Annotated in this window: 24 protein-coding genes; 23 read left to right on the plus strand and 1 reads right to left on the minus strand. The window is 49.1% G+C overall.

Annotated features, from left to right (window positions below; genetic code table 11):
• The first annotated feature begins 88 nt into the window (after nt 1–88).
• From RHOM_RS03375 to RHOM_RS03485, 23 genes are all read left to right on the plus strand, one after another.
• Nucleotides 89–388: a PTS sugar transporter subunit IIB gene (locus RHOM_RS03375; RefSeq protein ID WP_044024807.1), complete on the plus strand. Its 300-nt coding sequence runs from the start codon at nt 89–91 to the stop codon at nt 386–388.
• 15 nt (nt 389–403) lie between these two features.
• Entirely contained in the window at nt 404–1,666 is a 1,263-nt protein-coding gene (locus RHOM_RS03380; RefSeq protein WP_014078853.1) for a PTS sugar transporter subunit IIC, read from the plus strand.
• Nucleotides 1,659–1,985: a PTS lactose/cellobiose transporter subunit IIA gene (locus tag RHOM_RS03385; protein WP_014078854.1), complete on the plus strand. Its 327-nt coding sequence runs from the start codon at nt 1,659–1,661 to the stop codon at nt 1,983–1,985. Before RHOM_RS03380 ends, RHOM_RS03385 begins: the two co-directional genes overlap by 8 nt.
• 1 nt (nt 1,986) lies before the next feature.
• On the plus strand, nt 1,987–3,453 hold the full coding sequence (locus tag RHOM_RS03390) for a glycoside hydrolase family 1 protein (RefSeq protein ID WP_014078855.1): 1,467 nt from the start codon (nt 1,987–1,989) through the stop codon (nt 3,451–3,453).
• Between the two features lie 264 nt (nt 3,454–3,717).
• A complete protein-coding gene (locus RHOM_RS03395; RefSeq protein WP_044024598.1) occupies nt 3,718–3,930 on the plus strand; it encodes a FeoA family protein in 213 nt (70 codons plus the stop codon).
• Between the two features lie 44 nt (nt 3,931–3,974).
• Nucleotides 3,975–4,196 (plus strand): FeoA family protein, encoded by a 222-nt coding sequence (locus tag RHOM_RS03400; protein WP_014078857.1) that lies wholly within the window; start codon nt 3,975–3,977, stop codon nt 4,194–4,196.
• 100 nt (nt 4,197–4,296) lie between these two features.
• Nucleotides 4,297–6,492 (plus strand): ferrous iron transport protein B, encoded by a 2,196-nt coding sequence (feoB, locus tag RHOM_RS03405; protein WP_014078858.1) that lies wholly within the window; start codon nt 4,297–4,299, stop codon nt 6,490–6,492.
• A 24-nt stretch (nt 6,493–6,516) separates the two neighbouring features.
• On the plus strand, nt 6,517–6,654 hold the full coding sequence (locus RHOM_RS03410) for a FeoB-associated Cys-rich membrane protein (protein WP_014078859.1): 138 nt from the start codon (nt 6,517–6,519) through the stop codon (nt 6,652–6,654).
• 33 nt (nt 6,655–6,687) lie between these two features.
• Entirely contained in the window at nt 6,688–7,089 is a 402-nt protein-coding gene (locus RHOM_RS03415; RefSeq protein ID WP_081468029.1) for a transcriptional repressor, read from the plus strand.
• Between the two features lie 213 nt (nt 7,090–7,302).
• Nucleotides 7,303–7,686 (plus strand): thioesterase family protein, encoded by a 384-nt coding sequence (locus tag RHOM_RS03420; RefSeq protein ID WP_014078861.1) that lies wholly within the window; start codon nt 7,303–7,305, stop codon nt 7,684–7,686.
• A 277-nt stretch (nt 7,687–7,963) separates the two neighbouring features.
• The gene (locus tag RHOM_RS03425) at nt 7,964–8,323 is read left to right on the plus strand and encodes an ArsR/SmtB family transcription factor (RefSeq protein ID WP_014078862.1); all 360 of its coding nucleotides are present in this window, start codon (nt 7,964–7,966) and stop codon (nt 8,321–8,323) included.
• A gap of 87 nt (nt 8,324–8,410) precedes the next feature.
• A complete protein-coding gene (locus RHOM_RS03430) occupies nt 8,411–8,629 on the plus strand; it encodes a cation transporter (protein WP_014078863.1) in 219 nt (72 codons plus the stop codon).
• Nucleotides 8,630–8,769: 140 nt separating this feature from the next.
• On the plus strand, nt 8,770–10,635 hold the full coding sequence (locus RHOM_RS03435; RefSeq protein WP_044024808.1) for a heavy metal translocating P-type ATPase: 1,866 nt from the start codon (nt 8,770–8,772) through the stop codon (nt 10,633–10,635).
• Between the two features lie 612 nt (nt 10,636–11,247).
• A complete protein-coding gene (locus tag RHOM_RS03440; protein WP_014078865.1) occupies nt 11,248–11,997 on the plus strand; it encodes a zinc ribbon domain-containing protein in 750 nt (249 codons plus the stop codon).
• A gap of 20 nt (nt 11,998–12,017) precedes the next feature.
• Nucleotides 12,018–12,779, plus strand: coding sequence for a zinc ribbon domain-containing protein (locus tag RHOM_RS03445; RefSeq protein WP_014078866.1), 762 nt, complete (start codon nt 12,018–12,020; stop codon nt 12,777–12,779).
• Entirely contained in the window at nt 12,766–13,290 is a 525-nt protein-coding gene (locus RHOM_RS03450) for a hypothetical protein (protein WP_014078867.1), read from the plus strand. Before RHOM_RS03445 ends, RHOM_RS03450 begins: the two co-directional genes overlap by 14 nt.
• Nucleotides 13,291–13,422: 132 nt before the next feature.
• On the plus strand, nt 13,423–13,854 hold the full coding sequence (locus RHOM_RS03455) for a flavodoxin (RefSeq protein WP_014078868.1): 432 nt from the start codon (nt 13,423–13,425) through the stop codon (nt 13,852–13,854).
• A 2-nt stretch (nt 13,855–13,856) separates the two neighbouring features.
• The gene (locus RHOM_RS03460; protein WP_044024600.1) at nt 13,857–14,138 is read left to right on the plus strand and encodes a DUF2325 domain-containing protein; all 282 of its coding nucleotides are present in this window, start codon (nt 13,857–13,859) and stop codon (nt 14,136–14,138) included.
• A 195-nt stretch (nt 14,139–14,333) separates the two neighbouring features.
• Nucleotides 14,334–14,642 carry a metal-sensing transcriptional repressor gene (locus RHOM_RS03465; protein ID WP_014078870.1) on the plus strand — a complete coding sequence of 103 codons (309 nt, stop codon included), beginning with the start codon at nt 14,334–14,336 and terminating at the stop codon, nt 14,640–14,642.
• Nucleotides 14,643–14,659: 17 nt separating this feature from the next.
• Entirely contained in the window at nt 14,660–17,326 is a 2,667-nt protein-coding gene (locus RHOM_RS03470) for a heavy metal translocating P-type ATPase (protein ID WP_014078871.1), read from the plus strand.
• A gap of 69 nt (nt 17,327–17,395) precedes the next feature.
• The gene (locus RHOM_RS03475; RefSeq protein ID WP_014078872.1) at nt 17,396–18,841 is read left to right on the plus strand and encodes an HD domain-containing phosphohydrolase; all 1,446 of its coding nucleotides are present in this window, start codon (nt 17,396–17,398) and stop codon (nt 18,839–18,841) included.
• Entirely contained in the window at nt 18,838–21,537 is a 2,700-nt protein-coding gene (locus tag RHOM_RS03480; protein ID WP_014078873.1) for a hybrid sensor histidine kinase/response regulator, read from the plus strand. Before RHOM_RS03475 ends, RHOM_RS03480 begins: the two co-directional genes overlap by 4 nt.
• 158 nt (nt 21,538–21,695) lie before the next feature.
• The gene (locus tag RHOM_RS03485) at nt 21,696–23,465 is read left to right on the plus strand and encodes a glycoside hydrolase family 13 protein (RefSeq protein ID WP_014078874.1); all 1,770 of its coding nucleotides are present in this window, start codon (nt 21,696–21,698) and stop codon (nt 23,463–23,465) included.
• Here the strand turns inward: RHOM_RS03485 and RHOM_RS03490 are convergent.
• The gene (locus RHOM_RS03490; RefSeq protein WP_044024601.1) at nt 23,457–23,735 is read right to left on the minus strand and encodes a hypothetical protein; all 279 of its coding nucleotides are present in this window, start codon (nt 23,733–23,735) and stop codon (nt 23,457–23,459) included. The genes RHOM_RS03485 and RHOM_RS03490 overlap by 9 nt on opposite strands.
• Nucleotides 23,736–23,798: the final 63 nt, after the last annotated feature.

Genomic DNA, 23,798 nt, shown 5'->3' on the forward strand with positions numbered 1-23,798 from the left:
TGGGTAGGAAGCTCGGAGGATAGATATAAGTTTGAAAATAATGGATAATGAATTCATCAAAAATATAACAGAGGAAGGGGATAATGTAATGAGGATTTTATTTATTTGTGGAAACGGCGTATCCAGCGGAATGATTGCATCGCGGACAGGAAAAGCAGGAAAAGCCCAGGGGTATGATGTAGACACGGAAGCCTACAGTTATACAGAACTGCCGGAGGTCATTGATGACTTTGATGTGGTACTGGCAGCGCCTCAGATGAAATGTAATGAGGAGATGATTCGTGAAACCTGTGAGGAACATGGGAAAAAATATGCGATCATTGACAATTATGCATTTTCCACACTGGATGGAACAAAATGTTTCGAGCTTGCGAAAAATCTGATTTGAGAAGGAGGAGTACATATGAAATTTTATATGAAATTACAGGATTGGCTGGCAGGTCCATTTTCACAGAAAATGCAGAAGTTTATGCAGAACCCGTATATGCATGCGCTTCAGGTGTGTTTTACGATAATTCTGCCTATGATTATGGTTGGTTCATTGGCAAGTCTGGTTAATACGTTTCGGAACTTTGCTCCATGGCTTCCGGATCTGAGCCTGATCAATTCTTTTTCCTTTGGGCTGATTTCCATTTTTATGGCGTTTTTGATTCCTTACACGATTATGGAAAGCAAGAAGCTCCAGAAGCAAAAAATGATAACGGGATTTGCGTCTGTATCTGCATTGATTGCACTGGCAAATCCTCAGTATGTGGATGGAAATCTCGTAATAAACTCCGGCTATGTTGGGACGGGAGGCATGACAGTAGCAATGGTCATGGGGCTGGTGATTGGCTGGCTGTTTTCTGCTTACTTTAAACATGGTCTGTTTAAGAAGGACAGTTCTCTTCCGTCGGTAGTGGTTGTATGGTTTGAGTCTATCCTGATCATTTTTGTTTTGATTTTAGTATGTATCATCATTGGACAGAACGTGGATTTATTTTCACTGTTGGAAAAAGTGTTCAGTCCGCTTGCGGCAATCGGAAATACTTATCTGGGATTCCTGCTTTTCTATATGATTATGGCATTGTGTTATTGCTGTGGACTCTCGGCGTGGACGGTTTGGCCCATCGTATGTGCGTTGTATCTGACTAATATTGCAGCAAATGCGGCTGCTGTGGCAGCAGGCCAGGCTCCGATCTATATTGCTACCGATGAATTGGTTTTCATGGGCTGGTGTTGTCTGGGAGGATTGGGATGTACACTTCCACTGAACATTTTGATGATCCGTTCCAGGTCAAAGAAAATTAGTACCATTGGAAAAGCGGCGATTGCTTCTTCTATTTTTAATATCAACGAGCCGGTTATGTATGGTCTGCCGGTTGTTTTAAATCCGGTTATGATGCTTGGATATATGACAGTATCCTTTGTTGTTCCTACGATTACCTATATTGTATTTAAACTGGGACTGGTGTCTATTCCGGCAGTTGCCATGATGATGAACTTCCTGCCACAGCCTATTTCCACCTTTATGGTAAACAGCGATTTTCGTGGTATTATTCTTTGGGCGGTTTTATTTGTACTGACTTATTTGATATATCTTCCGTTTTTCAAAGTTTATGAAAAACAGGAACTGGAGAGTGAACAGGAAGTAAATACTTTAAGAAAAGAGGAGAAAAATGGATAGCGAAAAATTAGTTCAGGTAGCGATGAATGTCATTATGCATGCGGGAGATGCCCGGGATTATATTAGGAAAGCAGGAACCAAATTATCGGCTCTGGATTTGGACGGAGTGGAGGAGCTTCTAAAGAAAGCTTCTGCGGAATTGGTAGAGGCGCATAAGGCGCAGACATCTGTCCTCCAGAATGAAGCAGAGGGAGACAGCGTTCCTATGACGGTGTTATTTTCCCATGCACAGGATACACTGATGACGGTTGAAAGCGAACAGTATATGATTTCTATTCTGTATCAGTGCCTGAAAAATATGAAAAAGGGGGAAAAGTAACATGGGAGAGAAAAGTTTCAAAAAGGGTTTCCTTTGGGGAGGAGCGACGGCAGCCAATCAGATCGAGGGCGCCTATAATGAAGGCGGCAGAGGGCTTGCAAATACCGATTTCCTGAAGTATGTAGCACCAAATGAGCGGCGGGCGGATGAGGCTACCTTTGAGCAGACCTACGCATCTCTGCAAGAGGCAAAAGCACATGAAGATACCTATATATTTCCGAAAAGATGGGGAAATGATTTTTACCATCATTATAAAGAAGATATTGCATTGATGGCGGAAATGGGATTTTCAGTGTTTCGTATGTCCATATCGTGGTCACGGATTTTCCCGACGGGATTTGAAGAAAAACCTAACGAAGAGGGACTGGCATTCTATGACAAGGTTTTTGATGAGTGTCACAAATATGGTATTGAACCGTTGGTCACTATGTTACATTATGATTTCCCGCTGGCAGTCTGTGAAAAGCTGAATGGCTTTGAGTCAAGAGAAACGATTGCTTTGTTTGAAAAATATGTCCGGACTATCGTAGAAAGATATCATAAAAAAGTAAAATACTGGTTGACGTTTAATGAAATCAATATGAGTCTTCAGAGTCTTTCTACCTGCTCGGGAGCTATGCGCGATCATTCGTTAAAAGGATTAGACGAAGAACAGCTTACGTTTGAGGTTGTACATAATATGCTTCTGGCCAGTGCGAAAGCAGTGATTCTTGTACATGAGATTGCGCCTGAAGCTCTTGCGGGAAATATGGTATGGAAGCATGTGTACTATCCGAAAACTGTGAGACCGGAAGATACTCTGCAGCAGATATTTGATATGAACCTCAACTATTATTTCTATGATATTCAATGCAAGGGTGTGGTTCCGTATTATCTGGACCGGTATTTTGAGCAGAAAAACATAAAAAGAAACTACTCGCCGGAAGATATTGAGACATTGAAGAAAGGAAAAGCGGATTTCCTGTCATTCAGTTATTATATGTCCAATATTTCTGAGTATCAGGGCGAACCTATGAAATTTACGGGGCTGCTTCCTGATCAGAGCCGGAATAATCCTTATCTGAAGATGACAGACTGGGGCTGGTCCATTGATCCGGTTGGACTGAGAATTGCATTAAATCAGCTTTATACCCGCTATGGACTTCCGATATTTATAGCTGAGTTTGGGATCGGTATGTATGAAAGTATGGACAGCAATCATCAGATTCACGATCAGGGACGTATCGAATTTGTAGAGGCGCATTTAAAGCAGATAAAAGAAGCCATAAAGGATGGTGTGGATGTATTTGGTGTTACTTATTGGGGATGGATTGATCTCGTAAGTTCCACAACTTCTGAGATGACAAAACGATATGGATTTGTATATGTAGATGCGGACGACTATGGAAAAGGTACTTATAATCGTTACAAGAAGGATAGCTTCTATTGGTATAAGCATGTGATTGAAACAAATGGAAGTGAGATTTAAAATAATTTACGAATACGAAAAAAACGCTTAGGATTCACAGCCTAAGCGTTTTTTTCGTAATAAAGATAAATATAGTAAAATGATATACAGTCCCGCTTTCGAAAGAATAAAAAAATGTAAGATCTAACAAAGATTTCCAATACCATAATTATTGATAAAATTTTTCAACAATGTTATTGACAACTAACTAACGTTAGATTATACTAACCAATGCAATAGAAGTGAAAATGATTATCAACAACAAGAACGAAGGAAGAGGATGAAATGATGCCGTTATCTATGGTAAAAGAGGGAGAGCCGAATATCATCAAAAAAGTCGGCGGTAAGGAAGAAACCAGAAAGTTTTTGGAGAATCTCGGGTTCGTGACCGGTGGTACGGTGACAGTCATTTCCCAGACAGGCGGCAACATGATCGTCAATGTCAAGGATTCCAGAGTTGCCATTGGAAAAGATATGGCGAACAAGATTATGGTATAGACATAGGCAATGCTATGATGAACTATACAGAGAAGGAGCAGAGTATGAAGACATTAAAGGAAGTTGCCTGCGGGCAGACTGTCAAGGTGAAGAAGCTGACAGGAGAGGGTCCGGTCAAGAGACGTATCATGGATATGGGTATCACCAAGGGTGTGGATATCTATGTAAGAAAGGTTGCACCGCTTGGAGATCCGGTAGAGGTCACGGTCAGAGGATATGAGTTGTCCCTGCGTAAGGCTGATGCGGAAATGATCGAAGTCGAGTAATTTTTTTTGATAATAGGTTAGCACGGACTAATCAAAATCGGAGAAAATGATAAAAGAAAGATAACGCAGACAAATCGCTGCGGGAAAAGAGGAGCAGAAAATGGCAGTTAAAATTGCATTAGCAGGTAACCCAAACTGCGGTAAGACAACACTGTTTAACGCGCTTACGGGTTCCAACCAGTTCGTAGGTAACTGGCCGGGTGTTACAGTCGAGAAGAAGGAAGGTAAGCTGAAGGGACATAAGGATGTCACCATCATGGACCTGCCGGGTATCTATTCCTTATCTCCGTATACACTGGAGGAAGTGGTAGCAAGAAATTACCTGATCGGTGAGCGCCCGGATGCGATCATCAATATCGTGGATGGCACGAACATCGAGCGTAACCTTTACCTCTCCACACAGATCATGGAGCTTGGTATTCCGGTTATCATGGCTGTCAACATGGTTGATATCTTAGAGAAGACCGGTGAGAAGGTACATATCGACAAGCTCAGCCAGAAGCTTGGATGTGAGGTTGTTGAGATCTCCGCATTGAAGGGAACCGGCATCACGAAGGCCGCAGAAAAGGCAGTGGCACTTGCACAGCAGAAGGGTGTGGTAACTCCGGTACATGAATTCTCGAAAGAAGTTGAAGATGTGATCCATGAAGTGGAAGCAAAGCTTGGATCAAGTGTAGATGAGGCGCAGAAGAGATTCTTCGCTATCAAGCTCTTAGAGCGCGATGACAAGATCGGCGAGCAGATGAAGAGCATTCCGGATGTGTCTTACGAGATCAAGAAGCTGGAGGATGCATTTGATGATGATACCGAGAGTATCATTACCAATGAGCGTTATGTATATATTTCTTCCATCATCGGCGAGTGCGTGACAAAGCCGAAGAACAGCCAGAAGCTGTCCACATCGGATAAGATCGACCGTGTAGTAACCAATCGCTGGGCTGCAATCCCGATCTTCGCCTTAGTCATGTTCTTAGTTTACTATGTATCTGTTACTACAGTCGGAGCCATCCTGACAGACTGGACCAACGATACCCTGTTCGGCGAGTGGATCATTCCGGGCGCACAGTCACTGCTTGAGAATGCAGGTTGTGCAGCATGGCTGACAGGTCTTATCGTAGACGGTATTATCTCCGGTGTCGGCGCCGTACTTGGTTTCGTACCGCAGATGCTTGTGCTTTTCTTATTCCTGGCATTCTTAGAGTCCTGTGGATATATGGCACGTGTTGCATTTATCATGGATCGTATCTTCCGCAAGTTCGGTCTCTCCGGTAAATCTTTCATCCCGATGTTAATCGGCAGCGGATGTGGTGTGCCGGGTGTCATGGCTTCCAGAACGATTGAGAATGATCGTGACCGTAAGATGACAGTTATGACAACCACCTTTATTCCGTGTGGTGCAAAGCTTCCGATCATCGCATTGATCGCAGGTGCATTCTTCGACAATGCAGGATGGGTTGCATGGAGCGCATATTTTGTAGGAGTTGCAGCAATCGTATGCTCCGGTATCATTTTAAAGAAGACAAAGATGTTCGCTGGTGATCCGGCACCGTTCGTTATGGAGCTTCCGGCATACCACTGGCCGACCGTCGGCAACGTTCTGCGCAGCATGTGGGAGCGTGGATGGTCCTTTATCAAGAAGGCAGGTACCATCATCACATTATCGACCATCATCCTGTGGTTCTTAATGAACTTCGGATGGGCAGACGGATCCTTCGGAATGCTTGATTTCGGCGATCTGGAAGGTGCAGCACTTGAGGCGGCACAGGCTGAGTGCATTCTTGCAAAGATCGGTTCCGCAATCGCATGGATTTTCACACCGCTTGGATGGACACAGGGCGGCAACGGCTGGAAGATGGCAGTTGCAGCAGTCAGCGGTCTGATCGCAAAAGAAAACGTCGTTGCAACATTCGGTATGCTGTTCGGTTTCGCGGGAGTGGCAGAAGATGGTGCAGAGTTCTGGGGTAACCTGGCAAGCGTTATGACACCAATCGCAGCATACGGCTATCTGGTATTTAACCTCTTATGCGCACCGTGCTTCGCAGCTATGGGAGCAATCAAGAGAGAGATGAACAATACAAAGTGGTTCTGGTTTGCAATCGGATATCAGTGTGGTCTGGCTTACATTGTTTCCATGTGCATCTACCAGATTGGTACACTGATCACAACCGGACATTTTGGATTCGGTACAGTCGTAGCATTCCTTTGTGTGATCGGATTCATTTATCTGCTGTTCCGTCCGTACAAGGAGAGCGAGACTTTGAACGTAAACGTAAAGAGTGCTGTAAAGGCAAAGTAATTCGGCAGAAAGCGGGGGATCGATATGGGAACATTTGTTGTAGGAGCAATTTTGGTAATCGTTGTGTGCCTGATCGTGCGCAGCATGATTCATGACAAAAAGAACGGAAAATCCCTGCAGTGCGGCGGCGATTGTAAAAACTGCGGAGGACATTGTTCTTAAGTGGAACAGGACAGAAGATATCTGAGAACCCAGATGCAGAAGGAAAATATCATACAGAAGTTAAAAGAGCGCGGCTGCCGCATCACCAAACAGCGCCTGATGCTTCTGGATATTATACTGGAGGAGGATTGCTCCTGTTGTAAGGAAATCTACTACAAGGCATCCAGATTGGATGACAGGATCGGTACGGCGACCGTCTACCGCATGGTGAATACGCTAGAGGAGATCGGAGCCATCAGCAGAAAGAATATGTACCGCATTACCTGCGATCAGGACTGCGAGATGGAAAATGCATGTACGATCGAATTTGACGACAACACGATTGTGGAGCTCTCCAGCAGCAAGTGGAATCAGATCATCCAGTCAGGACTTCTGGCATGTGGCTATCTGAATGGACATCATGTGAGAAGTATCATGGCGAAGTCATATGAATAGTACAAAATAGTAACAGGAAGTTCCGGAGCACATTAGTTAGGATGTACGCCGGGACTTTTTGTTATATGGGAAAAGACATCAATTTTGCTTTCGCATACTTTAACCGTTCGCGAAAGAAAAATGGGCATGATAGATCATAATGTGATAATATGATATAAATATAGTAGAAAACAGAATTTTATAGCAAAAGCAGAAGAAAGGATGAATCTACAAATGGAAGCAGGAATTACAGGAACACAGACCATTACAGTAACAGAAGAAAAGACAGCGCAGGCGATGGGAAGCGGTACGCTTCCGGTATTTGCGACACCGGCAATGATTGCCCTGATGGAGAATACGGCATACAAAAGTGTGGCGGATGAACTGGAAGAGGGAGCAGGAACGGTCGGTACGCTGATGAATGTAAAACATGTGGCAGCCACACCGGTCGGCATGGAGGTGACCTGCGAGACAAAGCTGGTTGAGGTGGACAGAAAGCGGCTTGTATTTGAGGTAAAGGCATACGATGCAGCCGGAGTGATCGGCGAGGGAACGCACGAGAGATTTATCATCGACAATGAGCGTTTTCTGGCGAAGGCAGAAGCTAAGAAGAATTAGCAAATGAGAATAGTTTTCAATAAGCAGTATTGCTATAGAAGACGGATTGTGCTATAGTAAATGCAGTTAGATAAAACTAACTAGCCAACCACATACAAAGCATACACATTGCTAAGGAGGCTGTCTGGCAGACGAATCGAGGTCGTTTGCCGACAGCCTTTTTTTATTTGATCTTTTTCCAGAAGTTGTAAAAATGATGCTTGACAAAGTGTATGGCAGAGCATATTATAAACATATAAACAGTTGTTCATATGTTTGAAGGAAAGAGGGTGAGAAGTTGTCTGAAGCAGAACTGGAATGTTGCGAGAGTGTGGAGATTCATCAGGATCGTCTGAAGATTGTGAGCGATCAGATGCCGGAGGAAGAGGAATTATATGATCTGGCGGAACTGTTCAAGGTTTTTGGGGATTCTACAAGAATAAGAATTCTGTTCGTGCTGTTTGAAGCGGAGGTGTGTGTGTGCGATTTGGCAGAAGCACTGCACATGACGCAGCCGGCCATCTCACATCAGCTTAAGATTTTAAAGCAGGCGAAGCTGGTGCGCAGCAGAAGAGAAGGAAAGTCCGTGTTTTATTCACTGGCGGACGGGCATGTGAGGACGATCATCGCCCAGGGCAGAGAGCATATCGAGGAGTAGCGGGCGGTATGTGATGCAAAGAACAGGATATGTACAACAGGAAAACATATTAGGAATAAGAAAGAAAAAGAAAGGAAGGATAAGACGATGAAGAAAAAATTCAAATTAGAGGATCTGGATTGTGCAAACTGCGCAGCAAAAATGGAAGAGGCAATCAAAAAGATTCCGGGCGTCAATGATGCAAATGTCAGCTTCATGACACAGAAGATGACGGTAGATGCAGAGGATGACAAGTTCGACGACATCATGAAAGAAGTCGTTTCCGTCTGCGCAAAAGTAGAGCCGGACTGCAAGATCTTAATGTAATAACACGGGCGTGTGCCTGACAGAGAACGAAAGACAATTCTATGAAAGCCTGTGTGCCGGAAGGCGCGCAGGCTTAGAAAAAGGAATACATATAAACAAATGTTTATATGTTTATGAAAATCAAAAGCGAGGTGTGTGGTATGACGAAGAAACAGAAACGGATGCTGGTTCGGATCATCATATCCTTTGTCCTGTTCGCAGCCCTGATGGTGGCGGAGCATACGGGGGCATTGGAAGGAATCAATACATGGATATTATTTGTCATCTATCTGGTGCCTTACCTGGTCATCGGATATGACATTGTATATAAAGCGGTGCGGAATATCAGCCACGGACAGGTGTTTGATGAAAACTTCCTGATGATGGTGGCGACGTTTGGCGCGTTTGGCGTGAAGGAATACTCGGAAGCGGTTGCCGTTATGCTGTTTTACCAGGTGGGTGAGCTGTTCCAGGGATATGCGGTCGGCAAGTCCAGACAGTCGATCTCAGCGATGATGGACATCTGTCCGGAGTATGCCAACATTGAGGTGGACGGAAAACTGACGCAGGTCGACCCGGATGATGTGGAGGTCGGCAGCATGATCGTGGTAAAACCGGGCGAGCGTATTCCGCTGGACGGCATTGTGCTGGAAGGGGAGTCCTTCATTGATACAGCGGCGCTGACCGGAGAATCGGTTCCGCGCAAGGCGGCAGCCGGAGATGAGATCATCAGCGGCTGTGTCAACGGAAGCGGTACGCTGAAAGTACAGACGACCAAGGAGTTCGATGACTCCACCGTTGCAAAGATTCTGGAACTTGTGGAAAACGCGAGCAGCAAAAAGGCACGCGTGGAAAACTTTATCACGCGTTTTGCAAAATACTATACACCGGTTGTCACGATCGGTGCGGTGATTCTGGCAATTCTGCCGCCGCTCATTCTCGGCGGAGGATGGAGCGACTGGATTCAGAGAGCCTGCATTTTCCTTGTTATCTCCTGCCCGTGCGCACTTGTGATCTCTGTGCCGCTGGGATTCTTTGGCGGAATCGGTGCAGCGTCGAAGGTGGGCGTACTTGTAAAGGGAAGCAATTATCTCGAAGCTGTAGCTGAAATGACAACGATTGTCTTTGACAAGACGGGTACGCTGACAAAGGGCGAATTCAAGGTTTCCGAGATTCTGCCGACCGAGGGAAGCAAAGAGGAACTTTTAGAGATTGCGGCGCTCGGCGAGGGATACTCGAATCACCCGATTGCGGCATCCATCCGGGAAGCCTATGGAAAAGAACTTGACATGAACCGTATCACAGATGCCGAGGAAGTGGCTGGACACGGAATCAGTGTCAGAATCGACGGAAGAAATGTGCTCATCGGCAATGAGAAGCTGATGAAGGAAAAAGCAATTTTCTATGAGCCGTGCAAGAACATCGGAACCGTTGTCTATGTGGCAAGAGAAGGAAAATTCCTCGGAAGCATTGTGATTGCCGATACGGTAAAGGACGGAGCAAAAGAGGCGATTGCCTCCATGAAGAAAGTGGGTGTGAAGAAATGTGTCATGCTGACCGGCGACAGAAAAGAAGCGGCAGAGGGAATCGTTGCGGAACTCGGCATCGACGAGGTGCATGCAGAACTGCTTCCGCAGGATAAAGTGTCACAGGTGGAGCGCCTGTTAAAAGAAGAGAACGAGAAAGAAAAGCTGGCATTCGTCGGTGACGGTATCAACGATGCGCCGGTGCTCACCAGAGCGGACATCGGTATTGCGATGGGAAGCATGGGATCTGACGCGGCGATTGAGGCGGCAGATGTGGTTCTGATGGACGACGATATCCGGAAGATTGCGTCGATCGTGCGGATTTCCAGAAAGACACTCGGCATTGTAAAGCAGAACATCGTCTTTGCACTGGCGGTCAAAGCGATCGTGCTGGTTCTCGGTGCATTTGGTGTGGCGAACATGTGGGAAGCAGTGTTTGCAGATGTCGGAGTATCTGTCATTGCGATCTTAAATTCCATGCGTGCATTAAAGACGGAGTAGAAATAAAAATTATAGAACCTATGAACGAAAAAGAGGGACTGTCGCTTGAAGCAGATGGTCCCTTTTGTCGTGAGAAGTAATATATCAAAAAGATCATGCCTTTCGATTTCTGATGGAAATGCAGATGGAATATTCGTTTGAGAAAAATGTGAGCATTTCTTCCAGCTGAGTGTTTGCATCGGATTCCGTGTCTCTTCCACGTTTGGACAATCCACGGAGTGTGTCCGACAAGCCACAGACAATGAGCGGATTCCCTGGTGCCGCAAGGGACACTAGGGAATCCTAAAATTGTCTGCGGGTTGCGGACACACCCGCGGAGTGCTCCAAACTTGGAAAGACACGGATCATCGAAGATGCAAACATTCGGCTGGTTAGAAATGCCACATTTTTTGAACCGAATTTCCAGATGTATTCCATCAGAAATCGGTAGGATGTGCTTCTTTTTCTATTACTTCTCACTCCAAAAGGGGCTGTCCGTTTCAAGCGACTGCCCCGCTTTTTTGGTTCATAGGAAAATGCTTCCTATACAGGAAAAAACTGATATAATAGACAAAGAATAACACAGGGTGCCTCAGGGAGCGGATTTCTGCGGAGGCACCGGAGGGAGAAACGATGATCGTATGTAATAACTGCGGTGCGTCTTATGAAGATGACGAGCCGCGTTGTCCATATTGCGGTGGCGATAATTTTGGAAGGTCCGTACAGATGCATGAGGATGCCGTCAATGAGCTGAAACGCGAGAAACGGCAGTGGGAGGAGAAGCCGCAGCGGATGGCGAAGACCGGGATGTCCCTGACCGCGAAGATTTTGATTGTTGTGATCGTGGCAGGGCTTTTGCTCAGTGCTGCGGCGTTTATTGGCATACGCATTCACGCGGCTGCTTCCGGCAGCAGGGAGCAGGCAATGCAGGAAAAACTGGAGAAGATGTATCAGCAGCAGGACTACAGTGGAATCTGCACGTATCTGGAAAAGCATAATGAACTATATGATCAGGCTTTTCGCAAATACCGGCTGGTGGAGAAGCTCGAAGACTATACCGCGAATTACGTCATAACCCCGGACGGGCAGTATCTGGAACAGCTTATCCGGGAGGGAAGAGCGGAAGAGCTGGATGATGTGAAGTATATCACGGATGCTCTTTGCATCTGTCAGGAGAGCGAAGATGCTGATTACAAGTACGAAGAGCAGGAAGCGGTCACTTATTACCGGGAATATTGTTATACTTATTTAGAGGAGCATTATGCGCTGACAAAGGAAGAGATCCGGGAAGTGATGACAGGATATGATCCTGCAGATGAAGCGAATCAGAGCAATCTGGAGCGGATGATGCAGGAGCGGGCATTTTCCCATCTTACGGAATAAAAGCGAGGGCGTGTGCGAAGATGATATGTAAAAAATGCGGATATGATTATCCGGCGAAAGAACTGAAATGTCCCTACTGCGGGGAGCCAAACCCGCTTGGAGAAAAGTGGAGAAACGAGGAAAATCTGGCGAGAAAGGAGACACTGCTCGCCAAAGCAAAGATCATCCATTCCATGCCGCTGTATGTGGCGGATAAAGTGATGAATGTAATTCTGCTGGTTGTTGTGGCAGTGACAGCGATTACGATTCTGGTGCTCGCGATTGGAGTTGGTCTGGAGAACATTCACATTACCTGCCAGCGGAATCGGGCGTCTGTACAGGAGGCGGAAGAACTGCTTGCGGCAGAGGATTATACCGGACTTTACGATTATCTGCATTCCTATGAGGTGTATGGGCAGGAGGAATTTGAAAAATATACGGAGCGCGTCCGGCTGTATGACGACGATCAGGCATTTATGAGAGATCTGTTCCGCATCCAGGAGGTGTTAGACTGGCCCACCGGGCAGCAGATGCGTCCAAACTGGGTGAAATATGTGCTTCTGGACGGGAAGGATATTCTCGAAATGGAGACAGATTTTTCCTACCGCGGGCTGGAGTATGAAGAAAACAAGGAATACTATGATGACATGAAACAGGACGTGGCAGCGGCACTGCTTGGTACTCTGGAAATGACGGAGGAGGAACTGGCGGATCTGATGGGGATGGAGCGCGACTCGGAGGAGATGGACGAACTGATACGCCGGATCTTTGAGAGAAAGGGCTGGGATTATGAGGAAGATTAAAAATATAAAAATACTCTGGAAATTTTCGGATGAGACTGGAAACTACGAGGTAAATATGTCGACGCTGGCAGTCAAGGCAGCCGGATGTGTGATTGCGCTGTTTTTCGTGTTCTCGATATTGTGGGCTTTGATTGATACCGCTGTGGATGAGGGAAAATATTCCGGCGATGCCTATCATCTGGACTGGTGTGAAAGGGAGTACATAGATCGCGGATATCATGAATTATATGATACATTGGATTTGTACCGGCTAACCAGTGACAAGTATGCTCTCTACTGGGAGATGGTGAACGGATACAGGGATCACACGCTGTATGACGCATATCGGGCACTTGGTGAGACGGGGATTGACGAAGTCTCCTACGAGACGGAGAACGGCACGGCGACACTGTCGATCCCTGTGGAGGAAAAGCGCGTTTTCTACGGGCGCAAGGTGCTTGACAATGCGAGTACCTGCGAATTTGAGGAGAATCAGCGCTACCTGACGAAGTTCGCGGATGAAGTGGAATAGCAGTTTTCTAATGAGAAAAATATTTCATTTACTGCACTTGACGAAACCCTTCTTATTTAGTATAGTATAGCTAAAGTTAGTTAAGACTAACTTACATAGCAGAATACAGAGATATAGCAGGAGGGAAAAGTGTTGGATAAGATTTATGTAGTATACTGGTCACAGTCAGGAAATACACAGGCGATGGCAGAGGCAGTCGGTGCCGGAATCACTGCAGCAGGTAAGGAAGCCGCAGTGGTGGACGTAAGCAGCGTCTCTACAGATGAATTAAAGAATGCAAAGGCATTTGCACTCGGATGCCCGGCAATGGGGGCTGAGGTTCTTGAGGAGGGCGAGATGGAGCCTTTCGTAACCGAGGTGGAAGGATTTGCGGCAGGCAAGACCATCGGTCTGTTCGGTTCCTATGGCTGGGGAGACGGGCAGTGGATGCGTGACTGGGTAGACCGCATGTCATCCGCAGGTGCGAATGTATTAAACGGCGAAGGCGTGATCTGTAAGGAGGCACCGGACGATGAGGCTGTGGCTGCCTGCACTGATCTCGGTAAGCAGCTTGCGACGGTGTAGTTATGAGCGTTGTGATTGTAGGTGGACATGACCGCATGGTCTGCCAGTACAAAAAGATCTGTAAGGAACATAACTGTAAAGCGAAGGTATTTACACAGATGCCGGCAAAGCTCGGGAACCAGATCGGATCACCGGATCTGATCATTCTCTTCACCAACACCGTATCACATAAGATGGTACGGTGTGCGGTGGCAGAGGCGGAGCGCTGCAATGCGGATGTGGTGAGAAGCCATACCAGCAGCGGAAGTGCACTTACAGAGATTCTGGAGAGGGTTTGCGGATAAATAAAAGAGACTGCCGCATGACGGCAGATTCCCAAAAGATCCTGGCTGGTCCGGTTGGACAGGCCGGGATTTTTTTGATGAGAAAAATAACACAATAAAACACTTGCAATATACCCCAAGGGGGTATATAATGAGCCTGCAAATGAGGAATAGAAACAGACTTGCGGGTAAATAGTAAGAAAGAGGGCTAAGCGTATGGCAGAGGAAAAGGAATGCTGCTGTTCCCATAAGACAAAGGAACGGTCAGAGAAAGAATATAAGGATATGATTCACCGCTTGAACCGCATCGAGGGACAGATTCGCGGAATTAAGGGAATGGTGGAGCGGGATGCCTACTGTACGGATATTCTGGTACAGGTGGCAGCTGTGAATGCAGCGCTCAACAGCTTTAACAAGGTACTTCTCGCCAATCATATCAAGACCTGCGTGACGAATGATATCCGCGAGGGCAGGGAGGAGACCGTCGACGAACTGGTGACGGTGCTCCAGAAATTGATGAAATAGACGGGAGAGTGAGGAAGATGAAGCAATATACAGTGACGGGAATGAGCTGTGCGGCGTGCAGCGCGCGCGTGGAAAAAGCAGTGTCGAAGGTGCCGGGTGTGACATCCTGCTCGGTGAGTCTTCTGACGAATTCCATGGGTGTCGAGGGAACCGCGGCGCCGCAGGAGATCATCCGGGCGGTTGAGAACGCCGGATACGGCGCTGCCGAGAAGAAGCGGGGCGGCGCGGAAACCGCGGGAGCGGCGGAGGCGATGCCGCAGGAAGATATGTTAAAGGATCGGGAGACGCCTCTTTTAAAAAAGAGACTGGTGGCTTCGGTAGGTTTTCTGGCAGTGCTGATGTATTTTTCCATGGGACACATGATGTGGGGATGGCCGCTGCCGGCGTTCTTTGAAGGAAACCATGTGGCGATGGGGCTGGTACAGCTTTTGCTGGCGGTGGTGATCATGGTCATCAACCAGAAGTTCTTTATCAGCGGATTCAAGAGTCTCTGGCACAGGGCACCGAATATGGATACACTCGTAGCGCTGGGGGCAACGGCGGCGTTCGGTTACAGTACCTACGCACTCTTTGCAATGACCGATGCGCAGGTGCGCGGCGATATGGACGGGGTCATGCGCTATATGCACGAGTTCTACTTTGAATCGGCGGCGATGATTTTGACGCTGATCACGGTCGGAAAAATGCTCGAGTCGCGGTCAAAAGGCAAGACGACCGATGCGCTCAAGAGCCTGATGAGCCTGGCACCGAAGACAGCCACCATCGTGCGTGACGGTGTGGAACAGGAGGTTCCGGTCGCGCAGGTCAAAAAGGGAGACGTCTTCGTGGTGCGCCCGGGGGAGAACATACCCGTGGACGGTATCATCCTCGAGGGCAGCAGTGCCGTGAATGAGGCGGCGCTGACCGGCGAGAGCATACCGGTGGACAAGGCGCCAGGAGATGAAGTCTCCGCGGCGACCGTGAACCAGTCCGGCTTTTTAAAATGCGAGGCGGCGCGAGTCGGCGAGGATACAACCTTATCCCAGATCATCCAGATGGTCAGCGATGCCGCGGCGACCAAGGCGCCGATTGCCAAGATTGCCGATAAGGTATCGGGCGTATTTGTACCGACGGTCATTGGAATTGCGATCGTGACACTGATTGTGTGGCTAGCTGCCGGAAAGCCGGTCGGCTTTGCGCTGGCGAGAGCGATCTCTGTTCTGGTCATCAGCTGCCCGTGTGCGCTCGGACTTGCCACTCCGGTAGCCATCATGGTCGGAAACGGCATGGGTGCTAAGAACGGTATTATGTTCAAGACGGCAGTCTCTCTGGAGGAGACCGGAAAAATGCAGATTGTAGCGCTCGATAAGACCGGAACCATCACGAGCGGAGAGCCACGGGTTACGGATGTCCTTCCGGCGGAAGGCGTTCCGGCGGAGAAGCTGCTGCATGCGGCAGGGATTCTGGAGCAGAAGAGCGAGCATCCGCTTGCAAAGGCCGTTCTTGCCTATGTGAAGGAGCAGGCCGGGGCAAAGGCGCAGTCCGGCGGGAAGAGGGCGTCTGCGGCAGGCGGAGCATCTGGCGGAGCGGACGGCCTAGAAGATATGCTGACCGATTTCATGGCGCTTCCGGGCAATGGTCTGACCGGTGTGCGGGATGGAAGACGGCTTTACGGCGGCAATCTCATCTTTATCGAGCAGCACGTGAAGGTGCCCGATGCCATGAAGCGGCAGGCAGAGCAGCTCGCCATGCAGGGCAAGACGCCGCTGTTTTTTGCAAAGGATGAGAAGCTGCTCGGCGTAATCGCCGTGGCGGATGTCATCAAGGAGGACAGCCCGCGTGCGGTGGCAGAACTGCAGAACATGGGAATCTATGTGGTGATGCTGACCGGCGACAATGAGCGGACGGCGCAGGCGATCGGAAAAGAGGCAGGCGTGGACGAGGTGATCGCCGGCGTGCTTCCGGACGGCAAGGAGCAGGTGGTAAGAGAACTGCAGAAAAAGGGCAAAGTGGTCATGGTCGGCGATGGAATCAATGACGCGCCGGCGCTTACAAGGGCGGATATCGGAATGGCGATCGGCGCCGGAACGGATATTGCCATTGATGCCGCGGATGTCGTGCTGATGAAGAGCCGCCTGTCGGATGTGCCTGCGGCAATCCGCTTGAGCCGCGCAACCCTGCGCAATATTCATGAAAATCTGTTCTGGGCATTTTTCTACAATATTATCGGCATTCCTCTTGCGGCAGGCGTGTGGATTCCGCTGTTCGGCTGGCAGTTAAACCCGATGTTCGGTGCGGCAGCCATGAGCTTATCCAGTTTCTGTGTTGTGACCAACGCGCTGCGCCTGAATCTGTTCCGGATGTATGACGTCGGAAAAGACCGCAGGATCAAAAATGCGGTGACAGGGCAGACCGCCGCAGCTGCGGCGAAGGAGCCGGATGACGCTTTGGAGAAGAAATCAGAAACAAATCAAAAAAAGGAGAATGAGACAATGAAAAAGACAATGAAGATTAACGGTATGATGTGTGGACACTGTGAGGCGAGAGTCAAGAAGGCACTCGAAGCGGTAGAAGGCGTGCAGGAGGCTGTAGTCAGCCACGAGGCAGGAAACGCGGTTGTGACGCTTAGCAGCGACGTGGCGGATGAGGTCTTAAAGAAGGCGGTTGAGGATCAGGATTACGAGGTGGTTTCTGTCGAATCCTAGAAAATAAGGTCAAAAGTTTCATTGACTTTATGAGGTCGGCTTGGTACAGTGAAAGGTAGGAGGAATGTTATGCGTTATGTACCACTCAGGGAGGCAGAACCGGGCATGGTTCTTGCAGCCGACCTTTATGATTCCGTCGGAAGAACGTTGATTGGCTGCCATTGCGAATTGACGGAGAGCTATCTGGAAAAACTGGAAGCTTACGGATTCGACGGTATATATATAGAAGATAAACTTTCAGAGGGCATCACGATTGAGAGTGTGATTACGCCGCAGTTAAGGCAGGAGGGACAGGAGCGCATCCGTGCCTGCGACATTGACGGATGTAAGTTGATTGCCAGACGCATGGTGGAGGAGATTTTATCCTGCGGAAATGTGTCTCTTGATCTTACGGACTTAAGAAGCTACGACGATTACACTTACGCACATTCTGTGAACGTGGCGGTATACTGCGGCGTCATTGGAATGGGTATGGGGATGAGTGAAGTGGAGCTGGGGCATCTTGTGACTGCGGCATTGCTTCATGACCTCGGAAAGCTGCAGATCCCGGATGAGATCTTAAACAAGCCGGGACGTCTGACACAGGAAGAATATCTGATTATGAAATCCCACGCAACACTGTCGTACCAGATTATCAGTGAGCGGTGGGATATTTCTGCGCATATCAAGGAGGCCGTGCTGCATCACCATGAAAATGTGGACGGAAGCGGATACCCGGACGGGCTGGAAGGCGCGCAGCAGACGATGTTTACCAGGATTCTGCACGTGGCGGATGTCTATGATGCACTTACGTCCAGGCGCCCGTACAAGGAGCCATACGCACCGTACGAGGCGACAGAGTATCTGATGGGCGGCTGCGGCATCATGTTTGACCGCGAGGTAGTGGAGACACTTCTAAAGTATGTGCCGCTCTATCCGAAGGGAACGATGGTTACGCTTTCCGATGGAAGAGAAGCCATCATCTATGAGAATTTTGGCGTACATAATTTAAGACCCGTAGTGCGTCTGATGGACGGGGAACTGTTGGATCTGTCCAACGAAGCGAACTACCATATTACATTGCGTATGAAGACGGAATCCGGCTTCTCCACGGAAGAGGCAGAAAAGGAGCGCAACGAGATGATACGCCCGCCGGTACGCTGCCGGATCATGGTTGTGGACGATATGAAGACGAATCTGCAGATGCTGCGTGGCATTTTAGAGCCGTTATATGATGTCATCCTGATGAAATCCGGTCACCAGGCATTGCTGTATTTGAAAAAACATCCGGCGCCGGATCTGGTGCTGATGGATATCGATATGCCGGAGATGGACGGTATCGAGACGGCCAAACGCATTATGGAGATGACGGATCACACGGTGCCGATCCTGTTCGTCACGGCGCTCTGCGACAGACAGACGGTCACGCTGTGCCGGAATCTGGACGCGGCAGGTTACATTGTAAGACCGTACAAGCCGGTCTTTGTCAAGACAGAGATCAAGAGGATTCTGATGGGGCGGAGTGAGATTGAATGATATTATTGGTTCAGATAATATGTCTTTGTTATACGCTGTATGTACTGCAGGAATATGCCACTTCCGGTGCATATTCCAGACAGCACAGGCTGCTGCCGCTGCTGGTCGGACTGATCGGTGTATATAATTTCTATCAGGTTGTCCTTACGCTCACCGGACAGACAGAATTGTTCGGGCGTTTGAAGGACATGCTCTTAATTCAGGTGCTTTATCTGATTCTTATCTATATCATGGATTTTCTGAAAATCCATATCCCCTACGGGGTGCAGTGGATTATGTTTTGTGTGCTGCTCGCGCTGAATGTGATTGTTTTTATGCGCTACCGGCAGCCGGAAATCTATCACATTTATTTCAGAATTTACTTAATCGGATGTACGGCGGCGATCGTTGCAATGGGGACCTACGCCTATCTGCGCCGTTCCCTGACCATGCATGAGCATCAGATTGCCAATCTGCTCTATATTGTGCTGCTCGTGAATGCAGCAGCGATGTGCGCGGAAAAGTTTTTTACTATTCCGGGCAATCTTCTGATGCTGGCAGCTACAACTGGTGTCTGCGGTGCGGTTCATTATCTGATCCAGACGGATCAGCTGATGGATACGGGCGAGCTTCTGCGCGAGCGGCTGTACGATGACTCGGATACGGCAGTGGTACTGCTGGATACCAATTTTTATTGCGTTGATGCGAACCGCAGCGGCAGAAGTCTGTTTGCGGGTCCGATGCAGTTGTATGAGAGAAACAGCCGCAGGCACCGCGGATACATGCAGGAGGCGGAGGAGCTGGCGAAGTCCATACAGGAGGGAAAAAAGAGCCGGGAGATCGAGAAGAACGGACAGTATTATCAGTGTCAGTGTACGCCGGTGTACTATTCAGGGAGGCTTCGTGGATATATTCTCGGTGCCTGGGATATTACCAGCCCGAAAAAAGAGACGCAGTTGATGCAGGCATTAAAGGGAAAAGCAGAGATGCAGACGGCGCGGAAAAGTGATTTCCTCGCGCAGATGAGCCATGACCTGAAAAGCCCGCTGCACGCCATCATCGGAATCACGGATATTTTAAGCAGCCGCAAGGAACTCACGGCAAGTGACCGTGCACTCCTGCTTCACATCAAGGGAGCTGGGAACAGCCTTGTGGAACAGGTGAATGCGATTCTTGACTATTCCAGAATTGAGGCAGGAAAGTTCGAGCTGATGGCGGAGTGCTACCGGCTGGATCAGGTGCTCGAGGAGGTGGCACACATGTGTGTCATCAATCTGCAGTCGAAGAGGGTGTGGTTTGAGGCCTGTATACAGGGAGAATTCCCGGAGAAAATGTATGGGGATGCCATGCGCGTCCGGGAAATTTTGCAGAATCTGCTCGCAAATGCGGTCAAGTTCACAGAGGAGGGCGAGATCCGCTGTGTGATTACCTGTGAGGCAATCCGGGATTCCTCGGATGTGATGGTCCGCTGCAGGGTGTCGGACACCGGCACCGGAATGACAAGCGAACAGCTGCGGCAGGGATTTGATTCTTATGTGAGCTATGCGGCAGAGAGCGGACAGTCGGGAAACGGACTGGGACTTAGCATTGTAAAGGAACTTGCAAACCGTATGGGAGGCAGTGTCCGCGCCGAGAGCAACGGCACCAGGGGAACCACGATTACCGTGGAAATCCGGCAGAAGGTGTGCGGAAGCACCCTGCATGATGCGGTGTGCTATACGACGGACAGTCTGCTGCGCGAGTCAGTGGTCTATACGGAGCGGATCCAGCCGACATGGATCTATCCGGGGGCACATGTTCTGCTCGCGGATGATATGCGGATCAATCAGGAGATTTTCCAGGAACTCGCAGCGCCGTGGCGGTTTACACTGGATGTTGTGCGCAACGGAAAGGAGGCTGTGGAGGCGGCAGCGCGGAAGGAGTATCAGCTGATTTTTCTGGATCAGAGGATGCCGGAAAAAAATGGCGATGAAGCGGCGAAGGAGATCCGCCAGTTTTGCGATATCCCAATGGTACTTATGACTGCTGATATTACCGCGGAGTTAAAGCATCGGAATCGCAGACCGGAATTTACGGCGTATCTGGACAAGCCGATCGATGTGTCAGAGCTAAAGAAAGTGATTGAGACTTATCTGCCTGTCGCAGAGCGCAGGGATTTCCTGCTTCACGCGCAGATGAACCATGGGGCATACCGCCGTCTCTTGCAGACGTTTTTGCAGGAGACGGGATCGCTTGCAGCAGAACTGCCGGGCTATGTGCCGGAGCAGCTGGAGCTTTTCGGAACGAAAGTGCACGGAATCAAGGGCGCCAGCCAGCAGATCGGCAGACAGGCGTTAAGCGAGAGCGCAGAAATCATGGAAATGGCGGCAAAGACAGAAAATATCCGATACATGGAAAAGCATATGACAGAGTTTTTGGAGACGATCCGGCACACGTTAGAGAGTGTCGAGGATGAATTAAAGAATCTGCCGCAGGAGATACAGGGGGAAGGCGCAGCCACGGCAGAGGACATACCGGAGGAAAAGCAGCAGATTCTGGCGCAGCTTAGGGAAGCTTTTGATGCGTGTGATTTAAACGGGATTGAGCAGGGACTTTCCCGGTTTGCGCGTGCCCATCTGACAGCGGAGGAACGGGAACTGTTGACAGAACTGCATGCGGCATATGAGAACCTGGATTACGAAGAGGGAAGCGAACTGCTTTCCGGCCGGATGCTGTGATAGAAGTGAAAGAAAAAATGATTGTTTTGTACAGGTTACGCGATTGATAGTGTGAGAAAAATTCCCCTCGCAGAGATATACTGTGCGTAGAATAGAAATCCGGAGTTCCCGGAGCAGCTGACAGGAGATCTGCAGCAAATTTGTACAGGGGGAAAACTATGAATCTGGCAGAAATTACACATCGGGCGTATTTTTTAGACTGCTATCCGCTTGATGAGAGACATTTAAAAATAAGTATTCAGACAGGAAAAGATGTGGACGAGGTGATCCTCTGGGCGGGCGACCCGTATTCCGCCGGGATTGCCGAGAACGAGCAGAACTGGCAGGGCGAGCGGGTGCCGATGGAACTGGAGCGGGAACTGGCGCACAGAAATGTATATAGTGCCGTCCTCACACCGGTGTACCGCAGAGTCAAGTACCATTTTGAGATCACCGGCGGCGGGGAGAGCGTCTGCCTGTATGAGGATGGATTTGTGAAAGCGGCAGAGCGCTTTCCAGCGGACCGGATGATCCAGCGTTTTATCTATCCGTGGATGAACCGGGCGGACATTATGAAGGTGCCGGAATGGGCGGAGAATATCGTGTGGTATCAGATTTTCCCGGATCGTTTCTGCAGAAAAAATCCAGGAGAAAAGCGTCATTCCTGCCGGGAATGGGCTTGTCAGGAGGATGCAACATGGAAGGAGTTTTACGGGGGTGATCTGGCGGGAATCCGCAGCCGCCTTGCCTATATTGCAGACCTCGGCGTCGGAGGTATTTACTTAAATCCGATTCTGTGGTCGGATTCCAACCACCGGTACGACACGATCGACTACCACAGCGTGGAGCCGGATATCGGCACGGAGGAAGAACTGAAGGCGTTGATTACGGAGGCGCATGCGCTCGGACTTCGCGTGATGATCGATGCGGTATTTAATCATTGCGGAGCGAAGTGCGCGCTCTGGCAGGACGTGCTGGAAAAGGGACCGCAGTCCGACTATTATCACTGGTTCTGCGTGAACCGCTGGCCGATCGATGAGCGGACCCATGCGACGAAGCGGGGGGATTATTTTTCGTTTGCGTTTGTCGACAATATGCCAAAATTTGATACCAGCGAGCCGGATGTGATGGAGTATCTGACCGGCATTGCGAAGCACTGGGTATGTGACTGGAAGGTTGACGGAATCCGTTTTGATGTCGGCAATGAGATTTCACATGCATTTTTAAAACATCTGCGTCTGGAATTGAAAAAGTGCAATCCAAAGCTTTTCCTGCTCGGCGAGATCTGGCACGATTCTTTCCCGTGGCTGCTCGGCGACGAGTATGATTCGACGATGAACTATCCGTTTCTGGCGTGTGTGAATAACTTCTGGGCAGATGCGGTACAGAGCGGAATGGATTTTATGCATGGCATTAACCAGTGTTACAGCATGTACTACGAGCAGGTGAACCGGGTGCTGTTTAATCTGTTAGATTCCCATGATACGGATCGTCTGATGGAGAGATGTCACGGTAATGCGGATACGTTTCTGGCACAGCTTGCGATTCTGTTCACCATGCAGGGCGCGCCGGGTATCTACTACGGCACCGAGATCGGCATGGACGGAGGCGGAACAAAGGCGAACCGGAAGTGCATGCCGTGGGAGGAGATCGATGCGGGTAGCTTTGCGGAGCTGACCGGACAGGTAAAGCGGCTGATTGCGATGCGCAGGCAGTATCCGCAGACAAGGAGCGGGAACGTGATGTGGGATGTCAGAGAGGATTCCAGATTGTTACATTATTATAAGAAAAAAGAAGGACAAAAAACGCTGGAGGTCTGCATTAACGCCGGGGAGGAACCGGTGCGGACAGGGGAGCGGGGACTGCCGGAGCCGGAGGACTGCCTGTTCGCGAACGGATTGGAGCACGGAAGCTTAAGACCGCAGGGCGTTTTCATAAGATTAGTGTGAACATGACACTGCCGTATCGGATCCCGTCTGATGCGGCGGTGTCAGCAGCTCCACTGCAATCCGGAGGCAGAGTGTCTGCATGGATTCCATATCAAACTGACTGCAGAGGGAAGTCTCCAGCTGGGTGTGCGCAAAGCTTTCCAGAAGCTGGATACCTAAATAGATGCGTTCCCTGAGCGCCGGAAGTCCTGCGTATGCGGGGGGACATTTCTGCACGAGGGTATCGACTGCATCGAGCAGAATCCGGTGATAGGCATCCCGGACAGCCAAAATCTTCTGTGTTTTTTGTTCGCAGGTGTGATAAAATGAATTTACAATGGTTTTTACAGGAAA

The sequence above is a fragment of the Roseburia hominis A2-183 genome, from assembly GCF_000225345.1.
GTDB lineage: Bacteria > Bacillota > Clostridia > Lachnospirales > Lachnospiraceae > Roseburia > Roseburia hominis.